Source organism: Actinoplanes solisilvae, assembly GCF_003999975.1.
Classification (GTDB): domain Bacteria; phylum Actinomycetota; class Actinomycetes; order Mycobacteriales; family Micromonosporaceae; genus Actinoplanes; species Actinoplanes solisilvae.
This window is the reverse complement of record NZ_RJAC01000014.1, coordinates 167,084-190,985: the sequence shown is the minus strand read 5'-3', so window position 1 is coordinate 190,985 and position 23,902 is coordinate 167,084. Positions and strand designations below refer to the sequence as shown.

Genomic DNA, 23,902 nt, shown 5'->3' with positions numbered 1-23,902 from the left:
GCACCCCGCGCCCGAGAGTGCCACCCGGGCGCACGTCTTTCCACAGAGCGGCCGCGAACGTCCTCATTCGGGTGACGGGGTCAGGAGCAGGGGGCCTTGCCGTCGAGGCGTTCGGTGCTGTGGCGGGGGTAGCCGAGGGCGGCGCCCTTGCGCAGCGTGATGCTGTTGCAGCGGTGGCGGGCCGGGGTCGTGTTGCTGACCACGCTGGCCGTGCTGATGCGGTTGCCCTCGAAGGTCACCCGCCTCGCGTCGCCCGAGAGGATCGGCGGGTCCTGGGTGCCGGTGCTCGTGATGGTGTTGGCGGTGACGGCGATCTGCGCGTCGGCGATGGCGAACTTGCCGTCGGTGTGCAGGACGACGCCGCCGTGCGAGTCGCGGAACGTGTTGTGGCGCAGTTTGATGCCGCGGGCCGACGAACTGGACCGGTCGCCGCCGATCTCGAGGATGCCCTCGGTGTTCGAGCCGGTGTTGTGGTGCACGTCGAGGTCGTCGGCGTAGTTCCACACTTCGACGAAGCCGCCGTCGTGGCCGTAGTCGTGGCTGGTGGCCCGGCAGTCGGTGCAACTGCTGTAGCCGATCTCGACGCCGCTCGCCTCCACGGCGAAGCCGGTCGCGCCGTAGTCGTCGTTGCCGCCGGGGGTGTTGCGGATCATGTGCAGGTTGCGGACCGTCACCCGCTCGGCCACGCCGCCGCTGCCCTTGAACGCCACGCCGACGCCGACGTGGTCGATGGTGCTGGCCCGTACGCGGCTGTTCGCGCCCCGGATCTCGACGCCGTTGGCCTGGGCGTTCGTCACCCGCACGTTCTCGATGACCTGGTTGCGGCCGGCGAGCAGCACGACGCTCCGGAGACCGGCCGAGCGGCCGTCGATGACCGGGAGCGAACCGGAGCCGTAGGCGGTCAGTCTGGTTCCGTCACCGCGCAGGTTGACGGTCGTTGCCCAGGTGCAGCCGCGGGCCAGGGCGATCACCTTGCCGGCGGCGCGGGACGTCGCGGCGCTGAGGGAGCGCAGCGGCTTGGCCGGCGTTCCCGGGTTGTGGTCGTTGCCGGTCTTGCAAGAGACGTGGACCGCGTTGGCGGGGGCAGTCGCTGCGAGGGTCGGGGGCGTCCCGCCGTCCGGCACTACCGCTGCCGAGGAGGGGCCGGCGACGATCAGGGGGATCGCCGCGGCGGCGAGGACCAGGGGGAGGCGGACACGTCTGCTCGGCATCCCGCCACCCTACTTGAGCTGGGCAGTTGTCATATCGATCATGATCGACCGACTGCGTGAGGCGGCGTGCGCCCGCCCGAATTGTCGGACTGTTGGATCGCCCGGGTGGGTCGGTCTCGTATTTTCATGCGGCGTAGTGCATAATCTGACGCGTGACTAAGGTCCTCTCCTCTCTCCCGGTTGGTGAACGCGTCGGCATCGCCTTTTCCGGCGGGCTCGACACGTCGGTCGCGGTCGCGTGGATGCGCGAGAAGGGCGCCGTCCCGTGCGCCTACACGGCCGAGATCGGCCAGTACGACGAGCCCGACGTGACCTCCGTGCCCGACCGCGCCCGGTCATATGGTGCTGAGGTCGCCCGCCTGGTCGACTGCCGCTCGGCGCTCGTCGAGGAGGGGCTGGCCGCTCTCGCCTGCGGCGCGTTCCACATCCGCTCCGGCGGCCGCACCTACTTCAACACCACCCCGCTGGGCCGCGCCGTCACCGGCACGCTGCTCGTGCGGGCCATGCTCGAAGACCGGGTGCAGATCTGGGGCGACGGCTCGACGTTCAAGGGCAACGACATCGAGCGGTTCTACCGCTACGGCCTGCTGGCCAACCCGTCGCTGCGCATCTACAAGCCCTGGCTCGACAAAGACTTCGTCAGCGAGCTCGGCGGCCGCACCGAGATGAGCGAGTGGCTGCTCGCCCGCGACCTGCCCTACCGCGACTCGACCGAGAAGGCGTACTCGACCGACGCCAACATCTGGGGCGCCACCCACGAGGCCAAGTCGCTCGAGCACCTCGACGCCGGCATCGAGCTCGTCGACCCGATCATGGGCGTGCGGTTCTGGGACCCCGAGGTCGCCATCGGAGCCGAAGAGGTGACCATCGGCTTCGTCGAGGGCCGCCCGGTCACGGTCAACGGCAAGGAGTTCGGTTCGGCCGTCGACCTGGTGCTCGAGGTCAACGCCATCGGCGGCCGCCACGGCCTGGGCATGTCCGACCAGATCGAGAACCGGGTCATCGAGGCCAAGAGCCGCGGCATCTACGAGGCCCCCGGCATGGCGCTGCTGCACATCGCGTACGAGCGCCTGGTCAACGCGATCCACAACGAGGACACGGTCGCCAGCTATCACAACGAGGGCCGCAAACTGGGCCGGCTCATGTATGAGGGCCGTTGGCTCGACCCTCAGGCGCTCATGCTGCGCGAGTCGCTGCAGCGCTGGGTCGGCAACGCGGTCACCGGCGAGGTCACGCTCCGGCTGCGCCGCGGCGACGACTACTCGGTGCTCAACACCGCCGGCCCCGCGTTCAGCTACCACCCCGACAAGCTGTCGATGGAGCGCACCGAGACGCCCGCGTTCGCCCCGGCCGACCGCATCGGCCAGCTGACGATGCGCAACCTCGACATCGCCGACTCCCGTGCCAAGCTCGAGCAGTACGCGCGCCTCGGCATGATCGGCAGCCCCGAGGGCCTGATCGGCGCCCTGCCGGCCGGCGGCGCGGAAGAGATCGCCTCGCGCGGCGCGGTGGCCGACGACGCCGAGCTGCTCGACCAGGCGGCCATGGAGTCCGGCACCGACTGACATCGAGGGGCGTTGTTCGCCCCCAGCGAACGCTGGAAGACACGCGGTATCTCCGAGGTTGAGCCCGACGCACTCAATTTTCGGAGGTACCGCGTGACCAGCAAGCGACTTCCCGTTCTGTTCCTTGATGACATCGTCCTGCTTCCGGGCATGGCCGTTCCGGTCGAGCTCGACGAGGCAGCTCAGGCGGCCGTTGACGCGGCCCGCACCTCGGCCGGGTCCGAGCTGCTCATCGCCCCGCGCCTGGAGGACCGCTATGCGTCCCACGGCGTCGTGGCCAGCGTCAAGCAGGTCGGCAAGTCCCGTAGCGGGGCCCCCGCGGCCGTGCTGCGTACCGGTGAGCGTGCCCGCATCGGCGGCGGCGTGACCGGCCCCGGCGCGGCCCTGTGGGTCGAGGTCGAGCCGGTCGAGGCGGCGACCCCGAACGCGCACACCCGCGAGCTGGCCGCCGAGTACAAGAAGCTCGTCGTCTCGGTCCTCGAGCGCCGCGAGGCGTGGCAGGTCATCGAGTCGGTCAGCGCCATCGAGGACCCCAGCGACCTGGCCGACACCGCCGGCTGGGCCCCCTACCTGTCCAACGACCGCAAGCGTGAGCTGCTGGAGACCCCCGACGTGGAGGCCCGGCTGCACCTGCTGATCGAGTGGACGAAGGACTACCTGGCCGAGTCCGAGGTCAGCGACAAGATCGAGAGCGACGTCCGCGAGTCGGTCGAGAAGCGCAACCGCGAATACCTGCTGCGCGAGCAGCTCAAGGCCATCCGCAAGGAGCTCGGCGAGGGCGAGGCCGACGGCAACGACGACTACCGCGCCCGGGTCGAGGCGGCCGACCTGCCTGATTCCGTACGCGAGGCCGCGCTGCGCGAGGTCGGCAAGCTCGAACGGGCCGGCGACCAGAACCCGGAGGCGGGCTGGATCCGCACCTGGCTCGACACCGTGCTCGACCTGCCGTGGAGCGTCCGCACCGAGGACAACACCGATCTCGCCGCCGCGCGGGCGGTGCTCGACGCCGACCACCACGGCCTCGACGAGGTCAAGGAACGCATCGTCGAATACCTGGGCGTTCGCGCCCGTCGTGAGGAGCGGGGCCTGTCCGTCGTGGGTGGCCGCGGCTCCGGCGCGGTGATCCTGCTGGCCGGTCCTCCCGGCGTCGGCAAGACCTCGCTCGGCGAGTCGGTCGCGCGCACCCTGAACCGTAAGTTCGTCCGGGTCGCCCTGGGCGGCGTGCGCGACGAGGCCGAGATCCGCGGCCACCGCCGTACGTACGTCGGTGCCCTTCCCGGCCGGATCGTGCGAGCGATCAAGGAGTCGGGTTCGATGAACCCGGTCGTCCTGCTCGACGAGGTCGACAAGGTCGGCAGCGACTACCGTGGTGACCCTGCCGCGGCGCTGCTCGAGGTGCTCGACCCGGCGCAGAACCACACGTTCCGCGACCACTACCTCGACCTGGACCTCGACCTGTCCGACGTGCTGTTCATCGCGACGGCGAACGTGCTCGAGACGATCCCGCAGGCGCTGTTCGACCGGATGGAGCTCATCTCGATCGACGGCTACACCGAGAGCGACAAGGTCGCCATCGCCCGCGACTTCCTCGTGCCCCGCCAGCTCGAGAAGGCCGCGCTGTCCGAGGGCGAGGTGACGGTCACCGAGGACGCGCTTCGGGAGATCGCCGCCAACTACACCCGAGAGGCCGGCGTACGGTCGTTCGAGCGCTTGCTGGCCAAGGCGTTCCGCAAGGCCGCCCTGGGCACGCTGCCCGCGACGGTCGAGGTCGCCGACCTCAAGGAGCTGATCGGCAAGCCCCGGTTCACGCCGGAGTCGTCCGAGCGCACCGCCGTCCCCGGCGTGGCGACCGGCCTGGCCGTGACCGGGATGGGCGGTGACGTGCTCTTCATCGAGGCGTCGCTGCTGCCCGGCGACAAGGGCGGGCTGTCGGTCACCGGTCAGCTCGGCGACGTGATGAAGGAGTCGGCGCAGATCGCCCTCTCCTACGTGCGGGCCCACGCCGACGAGCTCGGCATCTCGCCCGAGCAGCTCGACCACCCGATCCACCTGCACGTGCCCGCGGGCGCGGTGCCGAAGGACGGGCCATCGGCCGGCGTCACGATGACGACGGCACTGGTCTCGCTGCTGGTCGGCCGCAACGTGCGGGCCGAGGTCGGCATGACCGGCGAGGTCTCGCTGACCGGCCGGGTGCTGCCGATCGGTGGGGTGAAGCAGAAGCTGCTCGCCGCCCAGCGGGCCGGCCTGACCGAGGTCTACCTGCCCAAGCGCAACGAGCCCGACCTCGACGACGTCCCGGCCGACGTGCTGGCCGCCCTGACGGTGCACATCGTCTCGGACGTCCGGGAGATCCTGGCCTCGGCCCTGGAGCCGGTCTCGGCCGGCCTGGTCGCCGCCGCCTGAGCTCCCGCCTGACAACGGGCCGCCGCGATTGCTCGCGGCGGCCCGTTTCTTGTTCCGTGCGGCTCAGATCGTGATGTCGATGACCACCTTGCCGACGTTGCCGCCGTCCGCGACCAGGGCGTGGGCCTCGCTCACCGTGTCGAGGATGAACCGCCGGGTGTCCAGCAGCGGCGCGAGCGCTCCGGCGTCGGCCAGGGCGGCTGCCTCGCGCAGGATCTCGCCGTGATGCTCGCGCCCGCGTCCGGTCAGCATCGGCAGGAGCGTGAAGACGCCGGAGTAGGTCGCGCCGCGGAACGACAGCGGGGCGAGTGCGTGTGTGCCCCAGCCCAGCGCGCTGACGACGTGACCGCTGTAGACGCGGGCGGCCGCGAAGGACGCGTCGAGGGTGGCTCCGCCGGCGGTGTCGACGATGATGTCGAAGCCCTCGCCCCCGGTGTACTTGGCCACGTACTCCTCGACGGAGGTGGTCGTACGGTCGACGGGGACGGCTCCGAGGCGCTCGATGGCTTCCAGGCTGCGTGGCGAGCCGGTCGCGAAGACCTCGGCGCCGCGGGCCCGCGCGATCTGCACCGCGGCTGAACCCACCCCGCCCGCTCCGCCGTGCACGAGCACGCGCTGCCCGGCCCGGACCCCGGCCCGGTCGACCAGGCCCTCCCAGGCGGTGATGACGGTCAGCGGCAGAGCCGCCGCCTCGCGCAGGGACAGCGATCGGGGCTTGGGTGCCAGCAACCGGGCGTCCACGGCCGCGTACTCGGCCAGGGACCCCTGCAGCTCACCCACCCCGCCGGTCAGGCCGTAGACCTCGTCGCCCGGTCGGAAGCCCGTCGTGCCGGGACCGACCACCTCGACGACGCCGGCCAGGTCAAGGCCCAGCACGGCCGGGAGGCGGGTTCGGGCGTGAGCCGCCTTGCCTGCTTGGATCTTGGTGTCGAGCGGGTTGACCCCGCTGGCCGCGACCCGGACCAGCACCTGGCCCGGACCCGCGACGGGGGTGTCCATCTCTTCGAGTTCGAGCGGGGTGCCGAACTCCCGCAATACCAGCGAACGCATTCTTCGGTCCTTCCAGCGGCGTCAGATCAAGCAGCGCAGCGCCACCTCGGCGCTGCGCATGAGGGTGGCCCGGTCGGGGTTGATCGCGCCCATCACCCGCAGGCCCTGCATGCTCGTCACCAGGAATGCGGCCAGGTCGCGGGCGTCGCGGTCGGCCGGGATGTGGCCCCGCAGCTGGCCCTCGGCGAGGGTGTCGAACAGCGCCAGCTCGAGCGCCTGAGTGGTCGACCGGAGCCGTTCGGCCACCCGCTTGTCGAGGTGGGCCCGCTCCATCGCCGCCGCCACGATGAGGCACGCCTTGCGCTGCCCGTCGGTGACGATGTCGTCGACCACGCTCACGAAGACCTCGCGGATCACCTCGCGGGCGTCGTGCCCGGCGCGCAGCATGTCGGCCAGCGGTGCCGCGTAGCGCGCGCGGTAAAGATCGAGCGCGGCCATGTAGATGCCCTCTTTGTTGCCGAACGCGGCGTAGAGCGAGCCGCTGCCCAGCCCCGTCGCGTCGGCGAGGTCTCTCATCGAGGTGCCCTCGTAGCCGTTGAGACGGAACACGTCCATCGCCGCCACCACGGCGGCGTCGACGTCGAACTCCCGATGACGAGCCATGAGCAGACCGTACTCTTTTCTGGAGCGATCGACAAAGAACAAATAGGCCAAATAACTCACTGTAGCGTCTGTCACGAGCTTATTGTTTGTCGATCGTTCCAGAAAAGCCTACAGTCGGTTCCCGGCGGCCCGAAGGTGGCCGCTCATCGCAGGAGGAGAACCATGTCCCCGACAGGTGTGGGCATCATCGGAATCGGCTCGTGGGCGTCGCTGTCACACATCCCCGTGATCCAGGCGTCGCCGGCGTTCGAGCTACGAGCGGTCAGCACGTCGCGACGCGCCTCGGCGGACGCCGCGGCCGCCGAGCACGGCGTTCCCGGTTACGACGACCATCGCCGGCTCATCGAGCACCCAGGCGTCGACCTGGTGGTCGTCGCCGTGCCGGTCGCGCAGCACTTCGATCTGATCAAGGCGGCGCTGGCGGCGGGCAAGACCGTGTACAGCGAGTGGCCGTTGGCCGCCGGCCTGGCCGAGGCCGAGCACCTCGCCGAACTTGCCCGGCGGACCGGCGCCCGCACGGTGACCGGGCTGCAGGGCCGGTACGCCCCGGAGGTCCGCTACGCGCGGGAACTGATCGGCGACGGGTACATCGGCGACGTCCTGGGCACCACGATGGTCGGCTCCGGGATGGTCTGGGGCGGCGAGGTCGCCGGCCACCGCCAGGCGTACTGGTTCGACCAGGCCGCCGGCGCGTCCCCGCTGACCTCGGCTGCGCTGCACGCGCTCGATCCGCTGCACTACGTGCTCGGCGAGTTCGGCACCCTGACGAGCAACCTCGTCGTCGGGCGCAAGGAGACGACGGTGCTCGAGGACGGCACGAGAATCCCGGTGACCGTCGCCGACCAGGTCGCCCTCATCGGCACTCTGAGCTCCGGCACGGCCGCCTCCGTCTTCTACCGCGGCGGCACGTCTCGCGGCGACAACTTCCGCTGGGAGATCAACGGGACCGACGGCGACCTCGTGCTGACCGCCGCCTGGGGCAACATGCAGGTCGCCCCCTTGACGCTCGCCGGCGGACGCGGGCCGGAAACCTCGGTCACCCCGCTCGACGTGCCGTCGCGTTACCTGCGGGACGTCCCCGCCGAATTGGCCGGGACCCCCGCGGCCGGGGTGGCGCTGCTCTACGCCGAGCTCGCCCGTGACCTCGCCGAGGACACCCGCACAGTGCCCGACTTCGAACTGGCGCTGGCCCGGCACCGCCTGATCGACGCGATCGAGAATTCCTCGGCCACCGGCGTTCGTCTGTCGCTGGGGACGGTGTCGGCATGAGGGCGGTCGGTCTCACCCGGTTCGGCGGACCCGAGGTGCTCAACGTCATCGATCTTCCGGAGCCGCATGCTGGCGCCGGGGAGGTCCGCATCCGGGTGCGCGCCGCGGTCGTCAATCCGGTGGACACGCTCATTCGCGGTGGTCTGTCGCCGATCCGGCCGACGGCCGTCCGTCCGGCCGTTCCCGGCCTCGACGTCGCCGGGACGATCGACGAGGTCGGCCCGTCCTCGTCGGCCCGGCTCGCGATCGGCGACGACGTGATGGCGATGGTGAACCCGACCCGGGCCGCCGGTGGAGGCTACGCGGAATGGGTGGTGCTGCCGGAAGCCTGGGTGACCCGGATGCCGGCCGGCGCGAGTCACGCCGAGGCCGCGACCCTGCCGATGAGCGGGTTGACCGCGCTCAACGGCCTCGACCACCTCGGTTTGCGACCGCACAGCCGCTTGGTCGTGACCGGTGCGGCCGGCGCCGTCGGTGGCTATGCCGTCCAGTTGGCGAAGGAGGCCGGCCATCAGGTCCTGGTCGACGCCGCGCCGAAGGACCTCGAGCTCGTACGGTCGCTCGGCGCCGACGAGATCGTCGAACGCGGACCGGACGTGGCCGCCCGCATCCGGGCGCTGTGGCCGGACGGCGCGGACGCGGCACTGGACGCCGCGGTCATCGGCCCGGCCCTGCTGCCGGCCGTCCGCCGGGCCGGCTCCCTGGTGTACGTGCGCAGCCGTCCCGACCAGGTCGCGTTCGAACAGCAGGCGGCCGAACGCCAGGTGGCGCTGAGTTACGCCTTCGTGCACGAGTACGACGGGCGCCCGGACAAGCTCGACCTGCTCGGCCGGCTGGCCGCGACGGGGCGGATCAGCCTGCGCGTGGCCGGTGTCTTCCCGCCCGAAGGGGCGGCCGAGGCGCACCGGCGCCTGGAGGCCGGTGGTGTCCGCGGCCGGCTCGTCCTGGAGTTCTGACGCCGTCATCTGCCCGGTCCAGCCGTCCGGATGTCGTCGGCCAGGGCGGCTCGGAGTTCGACGCGGGACGTGATGCCACGCTTGGTGAAAACCTTGTGCAGGTGGTATTCGACGGTGCGTGGACTCATGAACAGCCGGCTGGCGATCTCCGGATTGCTCAGGCCCTCGCGGGCGAGCCGGGCGATCTGCAGTTCGCGGGGTGTCAGGTCGCTGTTCGTCTCGACGCTGCGCCGGCGGGCGGTCTCGCCGGTCGCGCGCAGCTCGCGGGCCGCGCGGCCGGCGAACGCGTCCATGCCGATCATGTCGAACATGTCGTGGGCGCGGTTCAGGTGCTCGCGCGCCTCCAGCCGGCGCCGCTCGCGGCGGAGCCATTCGCCGTACAGCAGGTGGGCGCGGGCGGCCTCCGAGCGCAGCCGCGTGCCGTCCAGCCGTTCGATCGCCGTCCGGTAAAGGTCGTCGGCCTCGTCGCGAGGGGCGAGCAGCGCCCGCGAGCGGGCCTCGATTCCGCGCGCCCAGCCGCTCCGGCTCGCTCGCGTGCTGCGCAGCAGTTGTTCCAGGGCGCGGGCCGCCAAGGCGGTGTCGCCACAGCGGACAGCCGCCTCGACGAGTTCGGCCGGACCGAACTGAGCGGCCGCGCCCGGGACCGGACCGTCGGCGCTCGCCGCGCTCGCCGCGTCCCGGGCCTCCGCATAGCGGCCGAGGCCGTTGTAGAGCACGGCGCGGGTCCACTGGACGTTGCTCAGGCCGACTCCTTCGCCGCGGGCCGTCGCCTCGCGGACGGCTGAGGCGCACAACCGTTCGGCCTCAGCTTTACGGCCTTGCCAAGCGGCGAGAGCGAGGGCGCCGTAATGGGTGAGCCGCATCCCGGTCGCGGTGGTGATGGTCTCGATCTCGTCGACGCCCGCGGTTGCCTCGCCCAGGTCGCCCTCGAAGAAGTGCAGAAGGCCGCGAGCGTTGAGAGCCAACGGCAGCACCGCGAGCGCGCCGGCGCCGCGAGCGAGACGCACGTGCCGTTCGGCCAGCAGGCGTAAGGCGTCGTCGTCCCATCGGGCCAGCGCGAGGACGAAAGCCAGCCACAACCAGCGCAGATTTTCCTCGGTGGAGACTGTGCCGCCCTTGAACAGCCGGAGTGCGTCCTCCATGAACGGCGCCGCTGTGCCCGGATTCTCGGTGAGCAACGAGGTGAACGCGTCCAGCAGCAGGTCGACGGCGCGAGGCGCGGCGGGCGACGGTGGCGCGACCCGTGCGGTCAGAGCGATCTCCTGGAGGCCGTCGCCCTCGGCGAGCCGGCCGGTGAACATCGCGGCCGAGACCGCCTGCAGGTAGGTCTGGCGGGCCAGCGGGATGTCGAAGGCGGCCAGTTGCCGGGCCGCGTCGAGCAACAGCGGGGGAGCCTGGCTGCCGTGGTCCGAGGTGAAGGCCAGCTCGGCGCGCAGCAGGCTGACCCGGGCGAGGAGTTCCGCGTCGTGCGTGCCGCTGCGTGCCACCTCCAGCAGTTCCTGAGCCGGGCCGGGCGCGCCGGCGTCGTGATGGGCCTGGGCGGCTTCCAGCGCGCGTCGGGCCCGGTGCTCCGGGTCAGGGGTGAACAGGACGGCGCGTTGCCGGAAGGCGGCCGCCGCGGCCAGGCCGCCCCGGGCCTGGGCGCGCTCGGCCGACCGCTCGAGCTCCGCGGCCAGGTTTTCGTCGGGCGCCGCGGTCGCGTGGGCGCGATGCCACGCCCGCCGCTCCGCCTGAGCGTTCCCGATGAGCGATTCGGCCAGCGCCGCGTGCACGGCCATCCGGTCCTTCGGCGAGGCCGACCGATAGACGGCCGAACGCACGAGCGGGTGCCGGAAGCGGATCCGGGCGCCGAACTGGATCAGGTCGGAGGCGATGGCGGCGTCCGCCTCGAGGCCCAGCCGTGCAGCCGCGCGCCAGACGACCACGGGATCTCCGTACGGTTCCGCGGCCGCCACCAGCAGCAAGCGGCGTGTGTCCGGCGGCATCCGGTCGAGGCGTCGCCGGAAACTCGTCTCGATCCGCTGAACGAGCCCTTGGCCGGCCGGAAATCCGTAGCCGCCGGCCAGCTCCGCGTTCGTCAGTCCGCGTGGCAGCTCGAGCAGGGCCAGCGGATTGCCGTCGGCCTCGGCGATGATCCGGTCCCGCACCCGCTCGTCCAGCGGGCCGAGCACCGCCGTTGCCAGAAGTGCGCGGGCGTCGTCGTCGCTGAGCCGTCCCACCGGCAACCGCGGGAGATTCGCGTCGTCGGCGAAGACCGGCTCGGTGTCGCGAACCGCGAACACGCACGCCACCGGTTCCGCGACCAACCGGCGCGCCACGAAAGCCAGCACGGTGGCCGAGGCCTCGTCGAGCCACTGAAGATCGTCGACCACGCAGAGCAGCGGCCGGCTGTCGGCGGCCAGGGCGAACAGGCCGAGGACGCCGAGGCCGCCAGGAATCGATCGGACGGCGGTCCGCCGCGCAGGCCGAACGCCGTGGTGAGGGCGTCGCGCTGCGGTTCCGGCAGCCGGCCGATCAGGTCGAGCATCGGCGCGCACACCTGATGCAACGCCGCGTACGCGAGCTCCGCCTCGGACTGGATGCCCACCGCGGACACCAGCCGGCAGTCGCTTCCCCGCTCGATCAGATAGTCCAGCAGGACCGATTTGCCCGCTCCGGGCTCACCGTGGATCACCAGCGAACGGCCCTGCCCGCCTCGCACCGCCGTCAGCAACCGATCGAGCGCCGCGCACTCCGCTTCGCGCCCCAGCAGCGCGGTGCGGCGCTGCCGGGGCCGAAAACGCGCGTCGCCCCAGGTCGCTGCCATGTCACCTCCGCCCGGCGGTGGCTCCAGGCAACCCCAGGCAGTGGCTCCGGGTCAAGGTGCGTTCAGCGGGAGGAGGTGCTCCTACCCGGTCGCGGCGAGGTCCTCCCGAATGAGGCCGGTCCCAACGGTCCGGGCCGTCACGACGCGATCGTGGGCGGTGCCGAGCGCGTCGCGCAGCACCGCGATGGCCTGGGCGATCGCGGCGCGGGTGGCGTGGGTGCCGCTCAGCGGGTTGAGCATCATGAAGTCGTGGGTGATGCCGTCGTACCGGACCGCCGTCACCGCGACCCCCGCCGATCGCAACTTCGCCGCGTACGCCTCACCCTCGTCGCGCAGCACGTCTGCCTCGTCGACGATCACCAACGCGGGCGGCAGCCCAGCCAACTGGTCCAGCTCCGCCCGCAGCGGGGACGCGGTGATCTCCCGCCGGCGCTCGACGTCCGGCACGTAGGCGTCCCAGAACCACTCCATCGCCTTGGCGCTGAGGAAGTAGCCGGTGGCGAACTGCTCGTAGGAGCCGGTGTCCATCCCGGCGTCGGTGACCGGGTAGTACATCGACTGGTGCACGAACCGGACGTCGCCGCGCTGCCGAGCCATCAGCGCCAGCGCGGCGGTCATGTTCCCGCCGACCGAGTCGCCCGCCACCGCCATCCGGAGCGGGTCGAGCCCGTGCGACGCGCCCTCGCGGACGACCCATCGGGCGGTCGCGTAGCCCTGCTCGATCGCGACCGGGTAGTGCGCCTCGGGGGATCGCGTGTACTCCACGAAGACGACGGCTGCCCCGGTGCCGACCACGAGCTCGCGCACGAGCCGGTCGTGGGTCGCGGCGTTGCCGAGGATCCACCCGCCGCCGTGCATGTAGAGGACGACGGGCAGAACGGCCGCGGCGTTCTTCGGCCGGACGATGCGTACCCGGACGTCGCCCACATCCGCCGGAACGGTGATCCACTCCTCGTCGACCGGGAGCAGCGCGATCGGGGCGGCCTGCACGTCGTCGAGGACCTTGCGGGCCGCGACCGGCCCCAGGTCGTACAGGAAGGGCGGTTGGGCCGTGGCCTCGACGAACTGCTGGGATGCCGGTTCGAGGACGACTCGGCCGGTGGTGGTGATGGTCATGACGGTTCCTCCGGTGCGGTACGGGCGCCGCACGCGTCTCGATGCCGAGGAGTGCGGCTGCTCATGTAGTCACAGCGATCGTCGGGGGTAACCGGCCGCGCTCGCATCCGTGTGTCCCTAGTGAGAATGCGTGCGGTTCCGGCCGCGACCGGCCGTCAGCGTGATCGAGGTTGCCGCCGCCCGGGCAGCCTGAACGGGAACCGCCCGGGTGGAGCCACCGGGCGGTTCTGCGTGCTGTCCCGTGGTCAGATGGGACGTGGATTTCGTCTTCGAGACCCGGAGCCCGTCCGCGTCGGGGCGGTTCGTGGAGTCGATCTGGTACGCCCGCGGCCGCATCGGCTACCGCCGGGAACGCATCGCGCCCACCGGGTCGACGGTCGCTGTCATCGTGCTCGGCGACCCGATCCGCGTGGTGGCCGGCGACGGCCCGGAACTCGTGACCGACACCGGCTTCCTGATCGGCCCGCACGACCGGCCGGTGCTCAACGAACCCCTCGGCGAGACCCACTGCTACGGGGTGGTGACCACCGCGGTCGGGTGCCGGGCTTCGTTCGGCCTGCGGCCCGCTTCCGTACGGGGAAAGGTCGTGGAGCTTCTCACGGCCTGGCCGGCTGCGACGGCACTGCGGACCGCGCTGCTCGCCGACGGCACGCTCGATCTCGTCGAGAAGGTGCTGGCGGCCGGCCCGCCCGGTCCGGCCCTGCTTCGGTGCGAGGCGGCCGTGCGGGCGCTGGAAGCCGATCCGGTGCAGCCGATCGCCGGGCTCGCGGCCGGGCTCGGCGTCTCCCACGGGCATCTCGACCGGGAGTTCACCGAGATGGTCGGGCTGAGTCCGCGGATCGTGTCCCGGATCATGCGGCTGCGGGCGCTGCTCGCGGCGATCGACGTCTACGCCTCGGTCGACTGGCCCGCGCTCGCGGCGGCGTACGGCTGGTTCGACCAGAGCCACTTCATCCGGGACTTCCGCCGGCACACTGGCGTGTCGCCGTCCGCCTACGTCGCCGCCCAGCGCGCGGCCTTCACCCCCGATCAGGCGGCCCCGGGCTTCGTGCCGGAGGTGGACGTCGATGTGAAATCCGTCCAAGACGCGGATCGGGCCGGCGGGCCAGGCTGAGCGCCGTGACCATTGCCTTCACGAAATCTGTCATCGTCGGACGCCCGGTCGCCGAGGTGTGGGCCCGGCTGACCGACTGGCCCGCCGCGCCCGCCTGGATGGCCGGCGTGGAGAGCGTCCGGGTGAGCGGCTCGGAACTCGTCTTCCGCAGCCGGGGCCGGGATCGGACCGGCCGGATCGAGATCGTCGAACCGGGCCGCACGGTTGTCGTGCACTCGTCGCAGGGCGGCGTCACCGCGGCCTACACCTACCGCTGCGAGCCCGACGGCGATCGTACGACCCTCACGCTGACCGCCGACTGCCGCGCCGGGGGTGGCTGGCGGCCCTTCGCCGGGCTGCTGCGCGCCGCGATCCGCCGGGCGGACGGCGGACAACCTGCCGCCCTGAAGCGAGTGATAGAGATCGCTTAGATTCATCCCATCATCCCATGATTTACTGCCGGGGTGACTACGACTCTGCTCGCCGCGCCCGCGCGCCCACGGGTGCATCGCGGGATTCTGCTGGCCGTCGCGTTGACCGCGCTGAACCTGCGGACGGCGGTGACCGGGTTCAGCGTGCTGACCGGGGACGCCGCCGGGGATCTGCACTTCGGGCCGGTGGTGGCGGGCGCGATCGGGACGATCGTCACGGCCTGCTTCGCGGGGGCGGCGTTCGCGGCGCCGCCCCTGGCACGACGGCTCGGGCTGGAGCGTACGGCCGCGCTCGCGGTGACGGCGGCGACCGTGGGCATTCTGCTGCGGGCGGTCGCCTGGTCGCCGACCGTCATGATCGTCGCTACCGTGGTCGCGTTCGCGGGGGTGGGGGCGTGCAACGTCATCCTGATCCCGATCGTGAAGCAGTATTTTCCCGAGCGGCTGCACGCGGTCAGCACGATGTACATGGTGTTGCTGCAGGTCGGGCAGTTGGCGGCGCCGCTGGTCGCGCTGCCGCTCGCGCATGTCTATGGCTGGCGGACGGCGGCGGGGGCCTGGGCGGTCGTGACGGCGGTGGCGGCGGCACTGTGGTTCGTTGCGGCACCCCGGTCGAGCGACCGCCGGAGTGACTCCTCGAGCGTGAGCGCGAGCGAGCGCACCCGGGCCGGGACTGAGCCGGCCCGGCTCGAGCCGTCCCGCTTGACGTGGCGTACCCCCTTGGTGCTGGGGTTGATCGGTTTGATGGCCATGACCACGTTGCACGTCTACACGCTGGTGACGTGGTTCCCGGCGATGCTGCAGGACGCGGGACTCAGCTCGACCGAGAGTGCGCTGCTGCTCTCGTGGTTCGCCGGGCTCGGGCTGATCGCGGCGTTCGTGGTGCCGCCGCTGACGAGGCGCTTCGACAATGCGTACGGGATCGTGGTTGTTTGTGCAGTGCTCATGGGTGTCGGATATGTCGGCATGATCGTCGCGCCCGCCGCTGGGGCCTTTGTGTGGGCGACGGCGTTCGGGCTCGGGGTGAGCACGTTCCCGCTGGTGCTGACGCTGATCGGCGCGCGGTCGGCCAACCCGCAGACGGCGTCGCGACTGTCCGGTGTGGTGCAGGGCATCGGCTACGGCATCGGGTGCGTCGGGCCGCTGGCGCTGGGGGCGATCAACCAGGCGACCGGCGGGTGGAATTTGACGTACGGGCTGCTCGCGGCGACGCTGCTGGTCACGCTCGGCGCGGGATGGGCCGCCTGCCGCCCGGTCTCCGTTTAGGCTGCACCCGTGCCCAGCCTTGATCGCGCAGCTCTCGGCGCCCGCCTCACCGACCTGTTCCGCTCGCAGGTCACCGAGGGAAAATGGCCGCTCGGCAGCAAGATCCCGACCGAGCCCGAGCTGGTCGAGTGGAGCGGCGCCGGGCGCAACTCGGTGCGCGAGGCGATCGGCTCGCTCGTGCAGGCGGGCATCCTGTCGCGCGAGCAGGGGCGCGGCACGTTCGTGGTGTCGACGTCCGACCTGCGCTCGTCGGTGTCGCGCCGGGTCGCGGGCACGTCCCGCCGCGACAGCCTCGAACTGAGGTTGGCCCTCGACGCCGCGTCGGCCCGCATCGCCGCCGCCCGTCGCACCTCGGACGACGCTTCACGGTTGGCGGCGCTGCTCGAGGAGCGGCGCGCCGCCTGGACCGGCGGTGACGTGCACGAGCGGGTGCGCGCCGACTCGGCCCTGCACCGGGCGGTCGTCGCCGCGACCCACAACGCGCTGCTCGAAGACGTCTACGAGGGACTGATCGACGTGTTCGAGGAGGTGCAGCTGCACGACGTCGCGGGGGAGACCGACGACCTGGCGCAGCTGCACACCGACCTCGTCGACGCGATCGTCGGCGGCGACCCCGAACGGGCCGCCGCCACGATGTCGAAACTGCTCGAACCCCTGATCAACGAGTCGGGTCTGGGCACGTCATAGACCGAGTGTGACCGGAGCGGAGGGTATCCCGGACGTGAGCAGGTCGGTCAGTGGCGTGGTGAGGTCGCGGGGCGAGAACAGGTCGGGCCCGGCGTAATTCGCGATCTCGGAGAGTCTCCACCAGCGAAAGCCGGCTAGGTGCTCATCAACGGCCAGGTGGTCGTCGGTGAACTCGCCGTGGGGCTCGAAGTGGGTGGCGCGGACGAGGAAGTAGTCGTTGACCAGGCCGTCCAAACCGGGCGGGGCGTGATCCGCGGCGATGACCTGGTGCCAGACGTGCGGCGGATCGGCGGCGGTCACCAACCCCGTTTCCTCGCGCAGCTCGCGGCGCAGTGCGGACAGCCCGTCCTCACCTGCTTCGACGCCGCCGCCAGGCGCAGCCCAGACGGCCGGTGCTCCGTCCGGAACCGCCGGGTGGGGGAAGACGAAGCGGCACAACAGGACCTGATCGGCCTCGTCGAGGATGATCGCGCGGGCGGCGGTTCGAACGTTCAGTGACATGGCAAGCTCCTGATCTCCTGCGCGATCGATCGAAGCAGCAGGGTAACCAGGTGCGGGGCGGGTTCGCGGCCGCGCTGACCGCGAACCCGCTTTGCTCAGGCGCGCATGAACCTGCTGGGCGGCAGGGCGTGGTCGACGATGCGCAGGTCGCCCAGCCAGCCGTAGAACGCCTGCTCCACGATGCGGTCGTAGTGGTAGGCGCCGACGAACCACGGCTCGTGCGACGTGGCCACGCCCTTCGCCGGGGTCGACGGGTTGCGCAGCAGTTCGGCGCCGTCGACGTACAGGGTGGTGTGCTTGCCGTCGTTGACCACAGCCACGTGGAACCACTCACCGGCGGTCATCTCGTGGCCCCAGTTGGTCGACATGGCGTCGCGGTTGAGCGGGAACATCGCCCACTGCAGCGCCATGCCGTCGGAGAGGCTGAGCGTCGCGATCGGCTCGGCCGGGTCGTCGCCGGTCTTGCCCGCGTCGGCGCCCGCCCCGAACCGGCTGAGGATGCTCATCCACGCGTGGTTGGTGCCGCGTACGTCGTCCGGCAGCTTGACGAACGCCTCGATCGTGTAGCCGTTGGCCAGCGTCGCGTCGTTGAGCGGCGCGCCGTCGATCGTGCGCAGGTAGGCGCCGCGGGCCGGTTTCTTGCCGCCGTCGAAGAAGACGCTGCCGTGGGCGGGTTGGTCGCCGTCGTGCTCGGCCGACCAGCGCAGCGCGTCCGGGCCGCTGCCGGGCAGGGTTACCCGCTCGAGGTGGTTGCCCCGGCCGGAGAGGTCCTGGATGCGTACGCCCTCCGGCACCGCACCGCCGGCTGGATTGTCGAACCGCCAGTACGCCAGCGTGCCCTTCGTGAGCACGGCGCCCGGCCCCCGCGGCGGACGCGGCGCCACCGGCGCGAACCCGGCGAAACGGGCGGTGAAGTCGATCGGCACGCTGAACCGGTTGGCCGGGTCGGTCAGCTCGACCTCGCGCTGCTCCAGCTCGTTGCGCTCGTCCTGTCCGAGGATCCACGGCGAGACGGTCTCGACGTCGATCGTGTCGCGGGCCAGGTCGAAGTGGTAGAGCCGGATCATCGCGCCGCCACCGTAGTAGCGGTTCTGGTAGTTGGTGATGTGCAGGTGCACGTCGTGGCCGGCGGCGTTGGCCAGCACGGTCCGTCCCGGCGGCCAGAAGTGCCCGTTGAGCGTGAGGAAGATCTGGTCGCTGTCCTTGATCAGTCCGTCCCAGAGCCGCTGACCGTGGCCGGACAGCTCGGCCTTCCCCGCGTCGTCGGCGTCGACCAGGTCGTGGGTGGTGAGAATGACGGGCGTACGGGGGTGGGCCTTGAGCACCTGCTTGGCCCACGCGAGGGTGGCGTCGGAGGGCCGCCAGTCGAGGGCGAGCACCAGCCACTCGCGACCGGCCGCACGGAAGACGTGGTACGTGTTGTAGCCGTCCGGCGTCGCCCCGCGATAGGTCGGCAGCGAGCGGAACCGCTGCGGTCCGAAGACCTCCAGGTACGGGCTGGGGCCGCGCTGATCCGTGGTGTTCGGATTGATGTCGTGATTGCCGGCGAGCACGCTGTACGGCGTACGGCGCTTGTCGAAGATCTTGAAGACCTCACCGGCCGCCTGCAGCTCGGCTGCCTGCGCGTTCTCGACGATGTCGCCCAGGTGCGCGGTGAAGACGATGTTCTCGTCGGCCTGCCGGTCCTGGATCCAGCGCAGCGTGGCCGCCAGCGGGGCGGGGTCACCGCGGTCGGCGTCGAACAGGTACTGGGTGTCGGGGATGACGGCGAGGGTGAACCTCAGGTCCTCCATGTCGGGGCGGGTGTGGGCTTCGGCCGGCTCGGGCGTGAACACCCCGAGTCCCGCGCCGGCGACCCCCGCGCCGATCAGACCGGCGCCGGCCAGAAAACCGCGGCGGCTCGTCTCGTGCATGGTGGCTCCTTGTTCGCGCATGTGTCGGCCTCAGTAGGCCCGCTCGTCGCGAACGGAGATCAACAACGTGGGGGACAGGTGGTTGCCTTTCGGAGGCATGCTTCTCCTCACCACAGTGGACGGTAGGCTGGGCCGCCACGGCGGCGTGAGGGGAGCACTTCGATGACAAGTGAGCTGCAGAAGAAGCTTGATACCGGGGTGCCGCACAGCGCGCGCATCTGGAACTACCTGCTCGGCGGCAAGGACAACTTCGCGGCCGATCGGCAGGCGGCCGACGCGGTCGCCGCCCAGCTCCCCGAGATCGTCGAGTTCGCCCGCGCCGGTCGCGGGTTCCTGACCCGCGCGGTCGGCTTCCTGGCCGGCGAGGCGGGCGTGCGGCAGTTCCTCGACCTCGGCACCGGCCTGCCGACCGCCGACAACACCCACGAGCTGGCCCAGCGCATCGCCCCGGAATCGCGGATCGTCTACGTCGACAACGACCCGCTCGTGCTGACCCACGCGCGAGCGCTGCTGACCAGCGACCCGCGCGGCGCCACCGACTACATCGACGCCGACGTGCGCGACCCCGAGAAGATCCTGAACGCGGCCCGGAACACGCTCGACTTCTCCCAGCCGATCGCGGTCATGATGATCGGCATCCTCGGGCACGTCTCCGACGCCGACGGCCCGGCCGAGATCGTGCGCACGATCGTCGACGCCCTGCCGTCCGGCAGCTACCTGGCGATCAACGACAGCATCACGACCCCGCAGAACGACAGCGCGATCGAGGCGGCCAAGAGCGAGGGCGCGAACTACCACCTGCGGACGGCCCAGCAGATCACCGCGTTCTTCGACGGCCTCGACCTCGTCGACCCCGGCGTCGTGCCGACCCCGCTCTGGCGCCCGGCCCCGGGCAGCGAGGCGACCGAACTGGCCGTCTGCTGCGGAGTCGCCCGCAAGCACTGACGAAACTGCCGGTGAACGGCCGGTTGTCGTGCTGTCGCGGCCGGACTCCGATGCGTTGACTGAGACGCACGTCAACGCATTGGAGGGGGAATGCAACTCAGATGGAAAGGGCTGGTCGCGGCGTCGCTGGTCGCGGCCGGGCTGATCGGGACGCCGGTCCACGCCGCGCCCGGGGGCGAGGGGTATCGGCACGCCAGCGGGCTTCAGGTCCTCACCGGAGCGGTGCCCGGCCCGCCGACCCCGCTGCCCGAGAGTGTCGCGAAAGCTTGGAGCGACGCCTACGACCTGGCCACGAAGCGGCCCGTCGATTTCGGCTACCCGGCGGTCGACCGGGCGGCGGCGGGTGGCCCTAAGGTGCTCATCCGGGTGGCCACCACGGTCGGGGCCCGCGCCGTGGCCGGTAAGGCGACGGAGAAGGCGCCGGTCACGTTCGCGCGGTTGGAGCGGGTCAAGGACGACGCCTTCGACCTCAAGGAGTCGTCGATCCCGGGTGCCGACAGTATCTGGATGACCGAGCCGGACGCGATCAACAACCGGATCATCGTGTCGGTCGAGCGGCTCAGCGACGAGCTCGCGGCCGAGCTGGTCAAGCGGTTCGGAACCGACGACCTCGCGGTGCGGGTCCGGCCGCGGATCAAGGCGACCATCACGACCCGCGACAACGACACCAGCCCGTTCTACGGCGGTTCCAAGATCCATACGCCCGGCGGCGGGACCTGCACGACCGCGTTCCCGTGGGCCATCGCGCCCGGGGTGCACGGCATGCTCACGGCCGGTCACTGCGTCATGAACGGCGGCACCGTCGGAACACCCGCGTACGACATGGGCACCGTCGCCGCCGGCACACGGGAGAACTGGAACACCGCCGGCACCGTGAAGATCAACGGGTCGGCGTACTACCGGGGCGACATGGCGCTGATCGAGGTCCGCAGCGCCTACTCGGTGCAGCCGTATGTGTGGCGCACCAACACCGGCTACACGACCGTACGGTCGAAGTGGTCGCGGTGGGCCGCGAGCGGCGACCAGTACTGCGCGGCCGGCTACGCAAACGGTGAGATCTGCGGCTACTCGGTCAACGCCACCGGGATCAACTTCGACTACTGGAACATGGGCGAGATCCGCAACGCGGCACAGGGCCACCGGCTGGGCAACTGTGCCGGCGCGGGCGACTCGGGCGGGCCGGTCTACACGATCCGCTCCGACGGGACGGCCGTACCGAAGGGCATCAACAGCGGCTCGAGCTTCGACGGGCTGTGCATGCATTTCTTCACCGACATCTGGCACGCGTACGAGGCCTTCCCCGGCGACGTGCGATATCAGTAGTCAGCTCAGGGCGGCGAGCGCCGCGCGGACGTCGTCGGCCTCGGGCCGGCCGAGCGCGGCGTAGCCGTCGAGGGCGAGGTGCAGGTGCGAGCGGGCCGGTTCGGGGCGGCCCAGCTCGCACCACGACCGTCCCAGTCCCAGGTGGGCGCGGGCGAGCTGATCGGGCACGTCAGCCTCGGTGGCGGCGGTCAGGGCGGCGGTGTGCTGGGCGACCGCCTCGGCGGGACGGCCCGCCGCCCGGGCCGCCTCACCCAGGCCGTTCAACGCGGACGCCTCGCCGTCCTGCTCGCCGATCTCGCGGAACAGCCCGAGCGCCGACTCGTGATAGGCGGGGGAGTCGTGCGGCCGGCCCAGACCGGTGTACGCCACGCCGATGCCGTCCATCGTCCACGCCTCACCCGACCGGTGGCCGAGCCCGCGGAACAACTCCAGCGCCCGCAACTGATGCTCGGCCGCCGCGGCGTAGTTGCCCAGCTTCTCCTCGATCTCGCCGAGGTTGGTCAGCGCGGCACCCAGCCCGGTCCGGTCGCCGGTGCGTTCGTGTAGCGCGAGCGCCTCCCGGTGCCAGCGGGCCGCGGCCGGATAGTGGCCGAGCCGGGCCTCGATCTCGCCGAGGTTGTTCACCGCCCGCGCTTCGCCCAGCGGATCACCCAGCCGCCGGAACATCGCCCGCGCCCGTTCGTGGAACACGACGGCCTCCGCGTGCCGGCCGGTGCGCTGTTCCACCGCGCCGAGATTGCCCAGCGTGCGGGCCTGCCCGAGGCCGTCGCCGACCCGCTCGAAGAGCCCGAGAGCGGCCGTCAGGTCGGCGGTCGCCTCGCGGTGGCGGCACAGCCGGCTGTGCACCGTGCCCGAGCCGAGCAGGGCCATCGCCTCCCCGGCCGGGTCTCCGGTGGCCCGGGCGTCGTCGCGCGCGTGCCCGTGAACGGTGAGTGCCTCCTGGTAATGGCCGCCGAGCAGGTGGCGGAAGAGCGCGGCGGCCAGCGGCACCGAATAGCGCGGCCCGCCCCGCGCGACGACCGCCACGAGGCAGGCCCGTTCGGCCTCGAGCCAGTCGCGGGCGGCTTCTCGGCCGGTCAGGTCGGGCACGGGCGTGGCCGGTCGCTCGACCCGCGGGAGACGGTCCGCCTCCTCCGGATAGACCACGTTCGCGGCGGTCACGGCGGACGCCAGGTAGTGGTCGAGCAGCCGCTGCCGCGCCGCGCCGTGGTCGTCGCCCGAGTCGGCGGCGAGCTGAGCGGCGTACGCGTGCAGCAGGTCGTGCATCGCGTAGCGGCCCTCGGCGGCGGGGTCGATCAGGTGGGCTCGGGCGAGCTCGCGCAGGGCGCGCCGGGCGGCGGACCTGTCGAGGTCGGCGAGGGCGGCCGCGGCGTACGCGTCGAAGTCGGGACCCGGATGCAGGCCCAGCAGCCGGAACGTGCGCGCGGCGGCCGGTGGCAGCGAGCGCAGCGACCACGAGAAGACCGCCGCGACGGCCGACCGCTGATCGCCGCCCGGGTCGAGCAGACCGAGCCGTTGCTGCTGGTCGGCCAGCTCGGCGACCAGCTCGGCCAGCGCACTGCCGGGTCGGGCGGCGGCCAGCTCGGCGGCGACCCGCAACGCCAGGGGCAGCCGGGCGCACTGTTCGATCAGCTTCGCGACAGCGCCGGGCTCGTCGTCGACGCGCGGGCCGATCAGCCGCCGCAGCAGCGCGGTCGCATCGGGGACCGGCAGCAGATCAAGGTCGAGCCGGTACGCGCCGTCGCGCGCGACCAGCCCGGCCAGGCTGTCGCGGCTGGTCACCAGCGTGACGCAGTCGCCGGCGCCGGGCAGCAACGGGCGCACCTGGTCGACGGTGCCGGCGTTGTCGAGCACGACGAGCATGCGGCGGCGGGCCAGCTGGGTGCGGTAGCGGGCGGCCTGCTCGTCGAGCCCGAGCGGGATCTCGGCGGGCGGCACGCCGAGGGCGGCCAGCATGCGGGCCAGGGCGTCGGCCGGGTCGACGGGGCGGCCCGGGTCATAGCCGCGCAGGTCCACATAGAGCTGGCCGTCGGGAAACCGCTCCCGGGAGCGGTGCCCCCACCGCACCGCCAGAGCGGTCTTGCCCACGCCGGCCGTGCCCGCCACCGCGCAGATGATCGCGGTGACCCCGCCGCTGGTCAGCACGCTGTCGAGCCGGTCGAGCTCGGCCGCCCGGCCGGTGAAACCGGTGACGTCGGCCGGGAGCTGAGCCGGAACGGATCTTCCGGGTGGCGCGGTGGCGGTCGGAGCGCTCGCCGCTAGCAGGAACGTCTCGCGCTGAGCGCCCTGCAATCCGAACGCGTCGGCCAGAAGCCGCACCGAGGCGGCCCGGGGAGCCCGGCGCCGGTCGGCCTCCATCTCGCGGATGGTGCGCACGCTGACGCCGGTGCGCGCGGCCAGATCTTCCTGGGTCAGACCGAGCCGCCGCCGGTGCTCTCCGACCAATCGCCCGAACATGGGGCAAGTGTCGCAGCCGACTACAACGATCCTGATAAATGTCCATGATCTGGCAGGGCCGAGTCTGCCGGGGTGCGGATGCCGGGGTTCCGCTGGTTGCAGGCTTCCGCCTCGACCGGGTCGTGCGGGCGGCCGGGCCCTCCTGCTTCCTCGAAGCGGCCGCGATGCGACCGGACGTCCGTCAGTGGACGGCGCCGCTCCGGCGTGGTCGGAGTTCCATTGTGAGCGGTGGCTTCTCGGGCGACCGGCCGTCAATTTCGGGCTGGTCGTGGCCGAAGGGGTCCCCAGCGCCAGTCATGATCACCGG

The 23,902-nt window shown here is 71.7% G+C and carries 18 protein-coding genes and 1 pseudogene; 10 read left to right on the top strand and 9 right to left on the bottom strand.

Annotated features, from left to right (window positions below):
- Nucleotides 1-80 precede the first annotated feature (80 nt).
- Nucleotides 81-1,211, bottom strand: a complete 1,131-nt coding sequence (locus EER30_RS29860; protein WP_127503965.1) for a right-handed parallel beta-helix repeat-containing protein — start codon at nt 1,209-1,211, stop codon at nt 81-83.
- A gap of 152 nt (nt 1,212-1,363) precedes the next feature.
- Here EER30_RS29860 and argG point away from each other — a divergent pair, with 152 nt between their 5' ends.
- Both argG and lon read left to right on the top strand, forming a co-directional pair.
- Nucleotides 1,364-2,776: an argininosuccinate synthase gene (gene argG / locus EER30_RS29855; RefSeq protein WP_127503964.1), complete on the top strand. Its 1,413-nt coding sequence runs from the start codon at nt 1,364-1,366 to the stop codon at nt 2,774-2,776.
- Nucleotides 2,777-2,869: 93 nt separating this feature from the next.
- Nucleotides 2,870-5,179, top strand: coding sequence for an endopeptidase La (gene lon / locus EER30_RS29850; RefSeq protein WP_127503963.1), 2,310 nt, complete (start codon nt 2,870-2,872; stop codon nt 5,177-5,179).
- Between the two features lie 63 nt (nt 5,180-5,242).
- Here lon and EER30_RS29845 read toward each other — a convergent pair whose 3' ends face one another.
- Both EER30_RS29845 and EER30_RS29840 read right to left on the bottom strand, forming a co-directional pair.
- A complete protein-coding gene (locus EER30_RS29845; RefSeq protein WP_127503962.1) occupies nt 5,243-6,229 on the bottom strand; it encodes a zinc-dependent alcohol dehydrogenase family protein in 987 nt (328 codons plus the stop codon).
- Between the two features lie 21 nt (nt 6,230-6,250).
- Nucleotides 6,251-6,832 (bottom strand): TetR/AcrR family transcriptional regulator, encoded by a 582-nt coding sequence (locus EER30_RS29840; RefSeq protein ID WP_205650482.1) that lies wholly within the window; start codon nt 6,830-6,832, stop codon nt 6,251-6,253.
- A 162-nt stretch (nt 6,833-6,994) separates the two neighbouring features.
- Between EER30_RS29840 and EER30_RS29835 the strand changes: the two genes are divergently transcribed.
- Nucleotides 6,995-8,101 (top strand): Gfo/Idh/MocA family protein, encoded by a 1,107-nt coding sequence (locus EER30_RS29835; protein WP_127503961.1) that lies wholly within the window; start codon nt 6,995-6,997, stop codon nt 8,099-8,101.
- A complete protein-coding gene (locus EER30_RS29830; RefSeq protein WP_127503960.1) occupies nt 8,098-9,057 on the top strand; it encodes an NADP-dependent oxidoreductase in 960 nt (319 codons plus the stop codon). Before EER30_RS29835 ends, EER30_RS29830 begins: the two co-directional genes overlap by 4 nt.
- A gap of 5 nt (nt 9,058-9,062) precedes the next feature.
- On the opposite strand, the gene EER30_RS29825 is transcribed toward EER30_RS29830, so the two are convergent.
- The 3 genes and pseudogenes from EER30_RS29825 to EER30_RS29820 all read right to left on the bottom strand — a co-directional run bounded on the left by EER30_RS29825 (nt 9,063) and on the right by EER30_RS29820 (nt 12,979).
- Entirely contained in the window at nt 9,063-11,429 is a 2,367-nt protein-coding gene (locus tag EER30_RS29825) for a helix-turn-helix transcriptional regulator (RefSeq protein WP_349290893.1), read from the bottom strand.
- A 155-nt stretch (nt 11,430-11,584) separates the two neighbouring features.
- Nucleotides 11,585-11,863: pseudogene (locus EER30_RS49770) on the bottom strand (ATP-binding protein); the annotation flags it as partial.
- Nucleotides 11,864-11,944: 81 nt separating this feature from the next.
- Nucleotides 11,945-12,979, bottom strand: coding sequence for an alpha/beta hydrolase (locus EER30_RS29820; RefSeq protein ID WP_127503959.1), 1,035 nt, complete (start codon nt 12,977-12,979; stop codon nt 11,945-11,947).
- Between the two features lie 241 nt (nt 12,980-13,220).
- Here EER30_RS29820 and EER30_RS29815 point away from each other — a divergent pair, with 241 nt between their 5' ends.
- From EER30_RS29815 to EER30_RS29800, 4 genes are read left to right on the top strand one after another with little or no spacing between them, the layout of a single operon-like run.
- On the top strand, nt 13,221-14,093 hold the full coding sequence (locus tag EER30_RS29815; RefSeq protein WP_164842524.1) for a helix-turn-helix domain-containing protein: 873 nt from the start codon (nt 13,221-13,223) through the stop codon (nt 14,091-14,093).
- A 5-nt stretch (nt 14,094-14,098) separates the two neighbouring features.
- Nucleotides 14,099-14,503: an SRPBCC family protein gene (locus EER30_RS47380; protein ID WP_164842523.1), complete on the top strand. Its 405-nt coding sequence runs from the start codon at nt 14,099-14,101 to the stop codon at nt 14,501-14,503.
- A 33-nt stretch (nt 14,504-14,536) separates the two neighbouring features.
- Nucleotides 14,537-15,769, top strand: coding sequence for an MFS transporter (locus EER30_RS29805; RefSeq protein ID WP_127503956.1), 1,233 nt, complete (start codon nt 14,537-14,539; stop codon nt 15,767-15,769).
- Between the two features lie 9 nt (nt 15,770-15,778).
- Nucleotides 15,779-16,456: a FadR/GntR family transcriptional regulator gene (locus tag EER30_RS29800; protein WP_127503955.1), complete on the top strand. Its 678-nt coding sequence runs from the start codon at nt 15,779-15,781 to the stop codon at nt 16,454-16,456.
- On the opposite strand, the gene EER30_RS29795 is transcribed toward EER30_RS29800, so the two are convergent.
- A complete protein-coding gene (locus EER30_RS29795; RefSeq protein ID WP_127503954.1) occupies nt 16,451-16,957 on the bottom strand; it encodes an NUDIX domain-containing protein in 507 nt (168 codons plus the stop codon). The two genes, EER30_RS29800 and EER30_RS29795, sit on opposite strands and share 6 nt — an antisense overlap.
- A 95-nt stretch (nt 16,958-17,052) precedes the next feature.
- Entirely contained in the window at nt 17,053-18,870 is a 1,818-nt protein-coding gene (locus EER30_RS29790; protein ID WP_127503953.1) for a LamG-like jellyroll fold domain-containing protein, read from the bottom strand.
- Nucleotides 18,871-19,032: 162 nt separating this feature from the next.
- Here EER30_RS29790 and EER30_RS29785 point away from each other — a divergent pair, with 162 nt between their 5' ends.
- Entirely contained in the window at nt 19,033-19,815 is a 783-nt protein-coding gene (locus EER30_RS29785) for an SAM-dependent methyltransferase (RefSeq protein WP_127503952.1), read from the top strand.
- A gap of 90 nt (nt 19,816-19,905) precedes the next feature.
- Nucleotides 19,906-21,138, top strand: a complete 1,233-nt coding sequence (locus EER30_RS29780; RefSeq protein WP_127503951.1) for a S1 family peptidase — start codon at nt 19,906-19,908, stop codon at nt 21,136-21,138.
- Here EER30_RS29780 and EER30_RS29775 read toward each other — a convergent pair whose 3' ends face one another.
- On the bottom strand, nt 21,139-23,595 hold the full coding sequence (locus EER30_RS29775) for an ATP-binding protein (RefSeq protein ID WP_127503950.1): 2,457 nt from the start codon (nt 23,593-23,595) through the stop codon (nt 21,139-21,141). It abuts the gene before it with no gap.
- Nucleotides 23,596-23,902: the final 307 nt, after the last annotated feature.

Bases quoted from the DNA above. Each gene is read 5' to 3' on its own strand.
- EER30_RS29840 (WP_205650482.1), bottom strand. From the start codon at position 6,832: ATGGCTCGTCATCGGGAGTTCGACGTCGACGCCGCCGTGGTGGCGGCG.
- EER30_RS29845 (WP_127503962.1), bottom strand. From the start codon at position 6,229: ATGCGTTCGCTGGTATTGCGGGAGTTCGGCACCCCGCTCGAACTCGAA.
- EER30_RS29860 (WP_127503965.1), bottom strand. From the start codon at position 1,211: ATGCCGAGCAGACGTGTCCGCCTCCCCCTGGTCCTCGCCGCCGCGGCG.
- EER30_RS29785 (WP_127503952.1), top strand. From the start codon at position 19,033: ATGACAAGTGAGCTGCAGAAGAAGCTTGATACCGGGGTGCCGCACAGC.
- EER30_RS29780 (WP_127503951.1), top strand. From the start codon at position 19,906: ATGCAACTCAGATGGAAAGGGCTGGTCGCGGCGTCGCTGGTCGCGGCC.
- EER30_RS29830 (WP_127503960.1), top strand. From the start codon at position 8,098: ATGAGGGCGGTCGGTCTCACCCGGTTCGGCGGACCCGAGGTGCTCAAC.
- EER30_RS29820 (WP_127503959.1), bottom strand. From the start codon at position 12,979: ATGACCATCACCACCACCGGCCGAGTCGTCCTCGAACCGGCATCCCAG.
- EER30_RS29795 (WP_127503954.1), bottom strand. From the start codon at position 16,957: ATGTCACTGAACGTTCGAACCGCCGCCCGCGCGATCATCCTCGACGAG.
- EER30_RS29775 (WP_127503950.1), bottom strand. From the start codon at position 23,595: ATGTTCGGGCGATTGGTCGGAGAGCACCGGCGGCGGCTCGGTCTGACC.
- EER30_RS29790 (WP_127503953.1), bottom strand. From the start codon at position 18,870: ATGCACGAGACGAGCCGCCGCGGTTTTCTGGCCGGCGCCGGTCTGATC.
- EER30_RS29835 (WP_127503961.1), top strand. From the start codon at position 6,995: ATGTCCCCGACAGGTGTGGGCATCATCGGAATCGGCTCGTGGGCGTCG.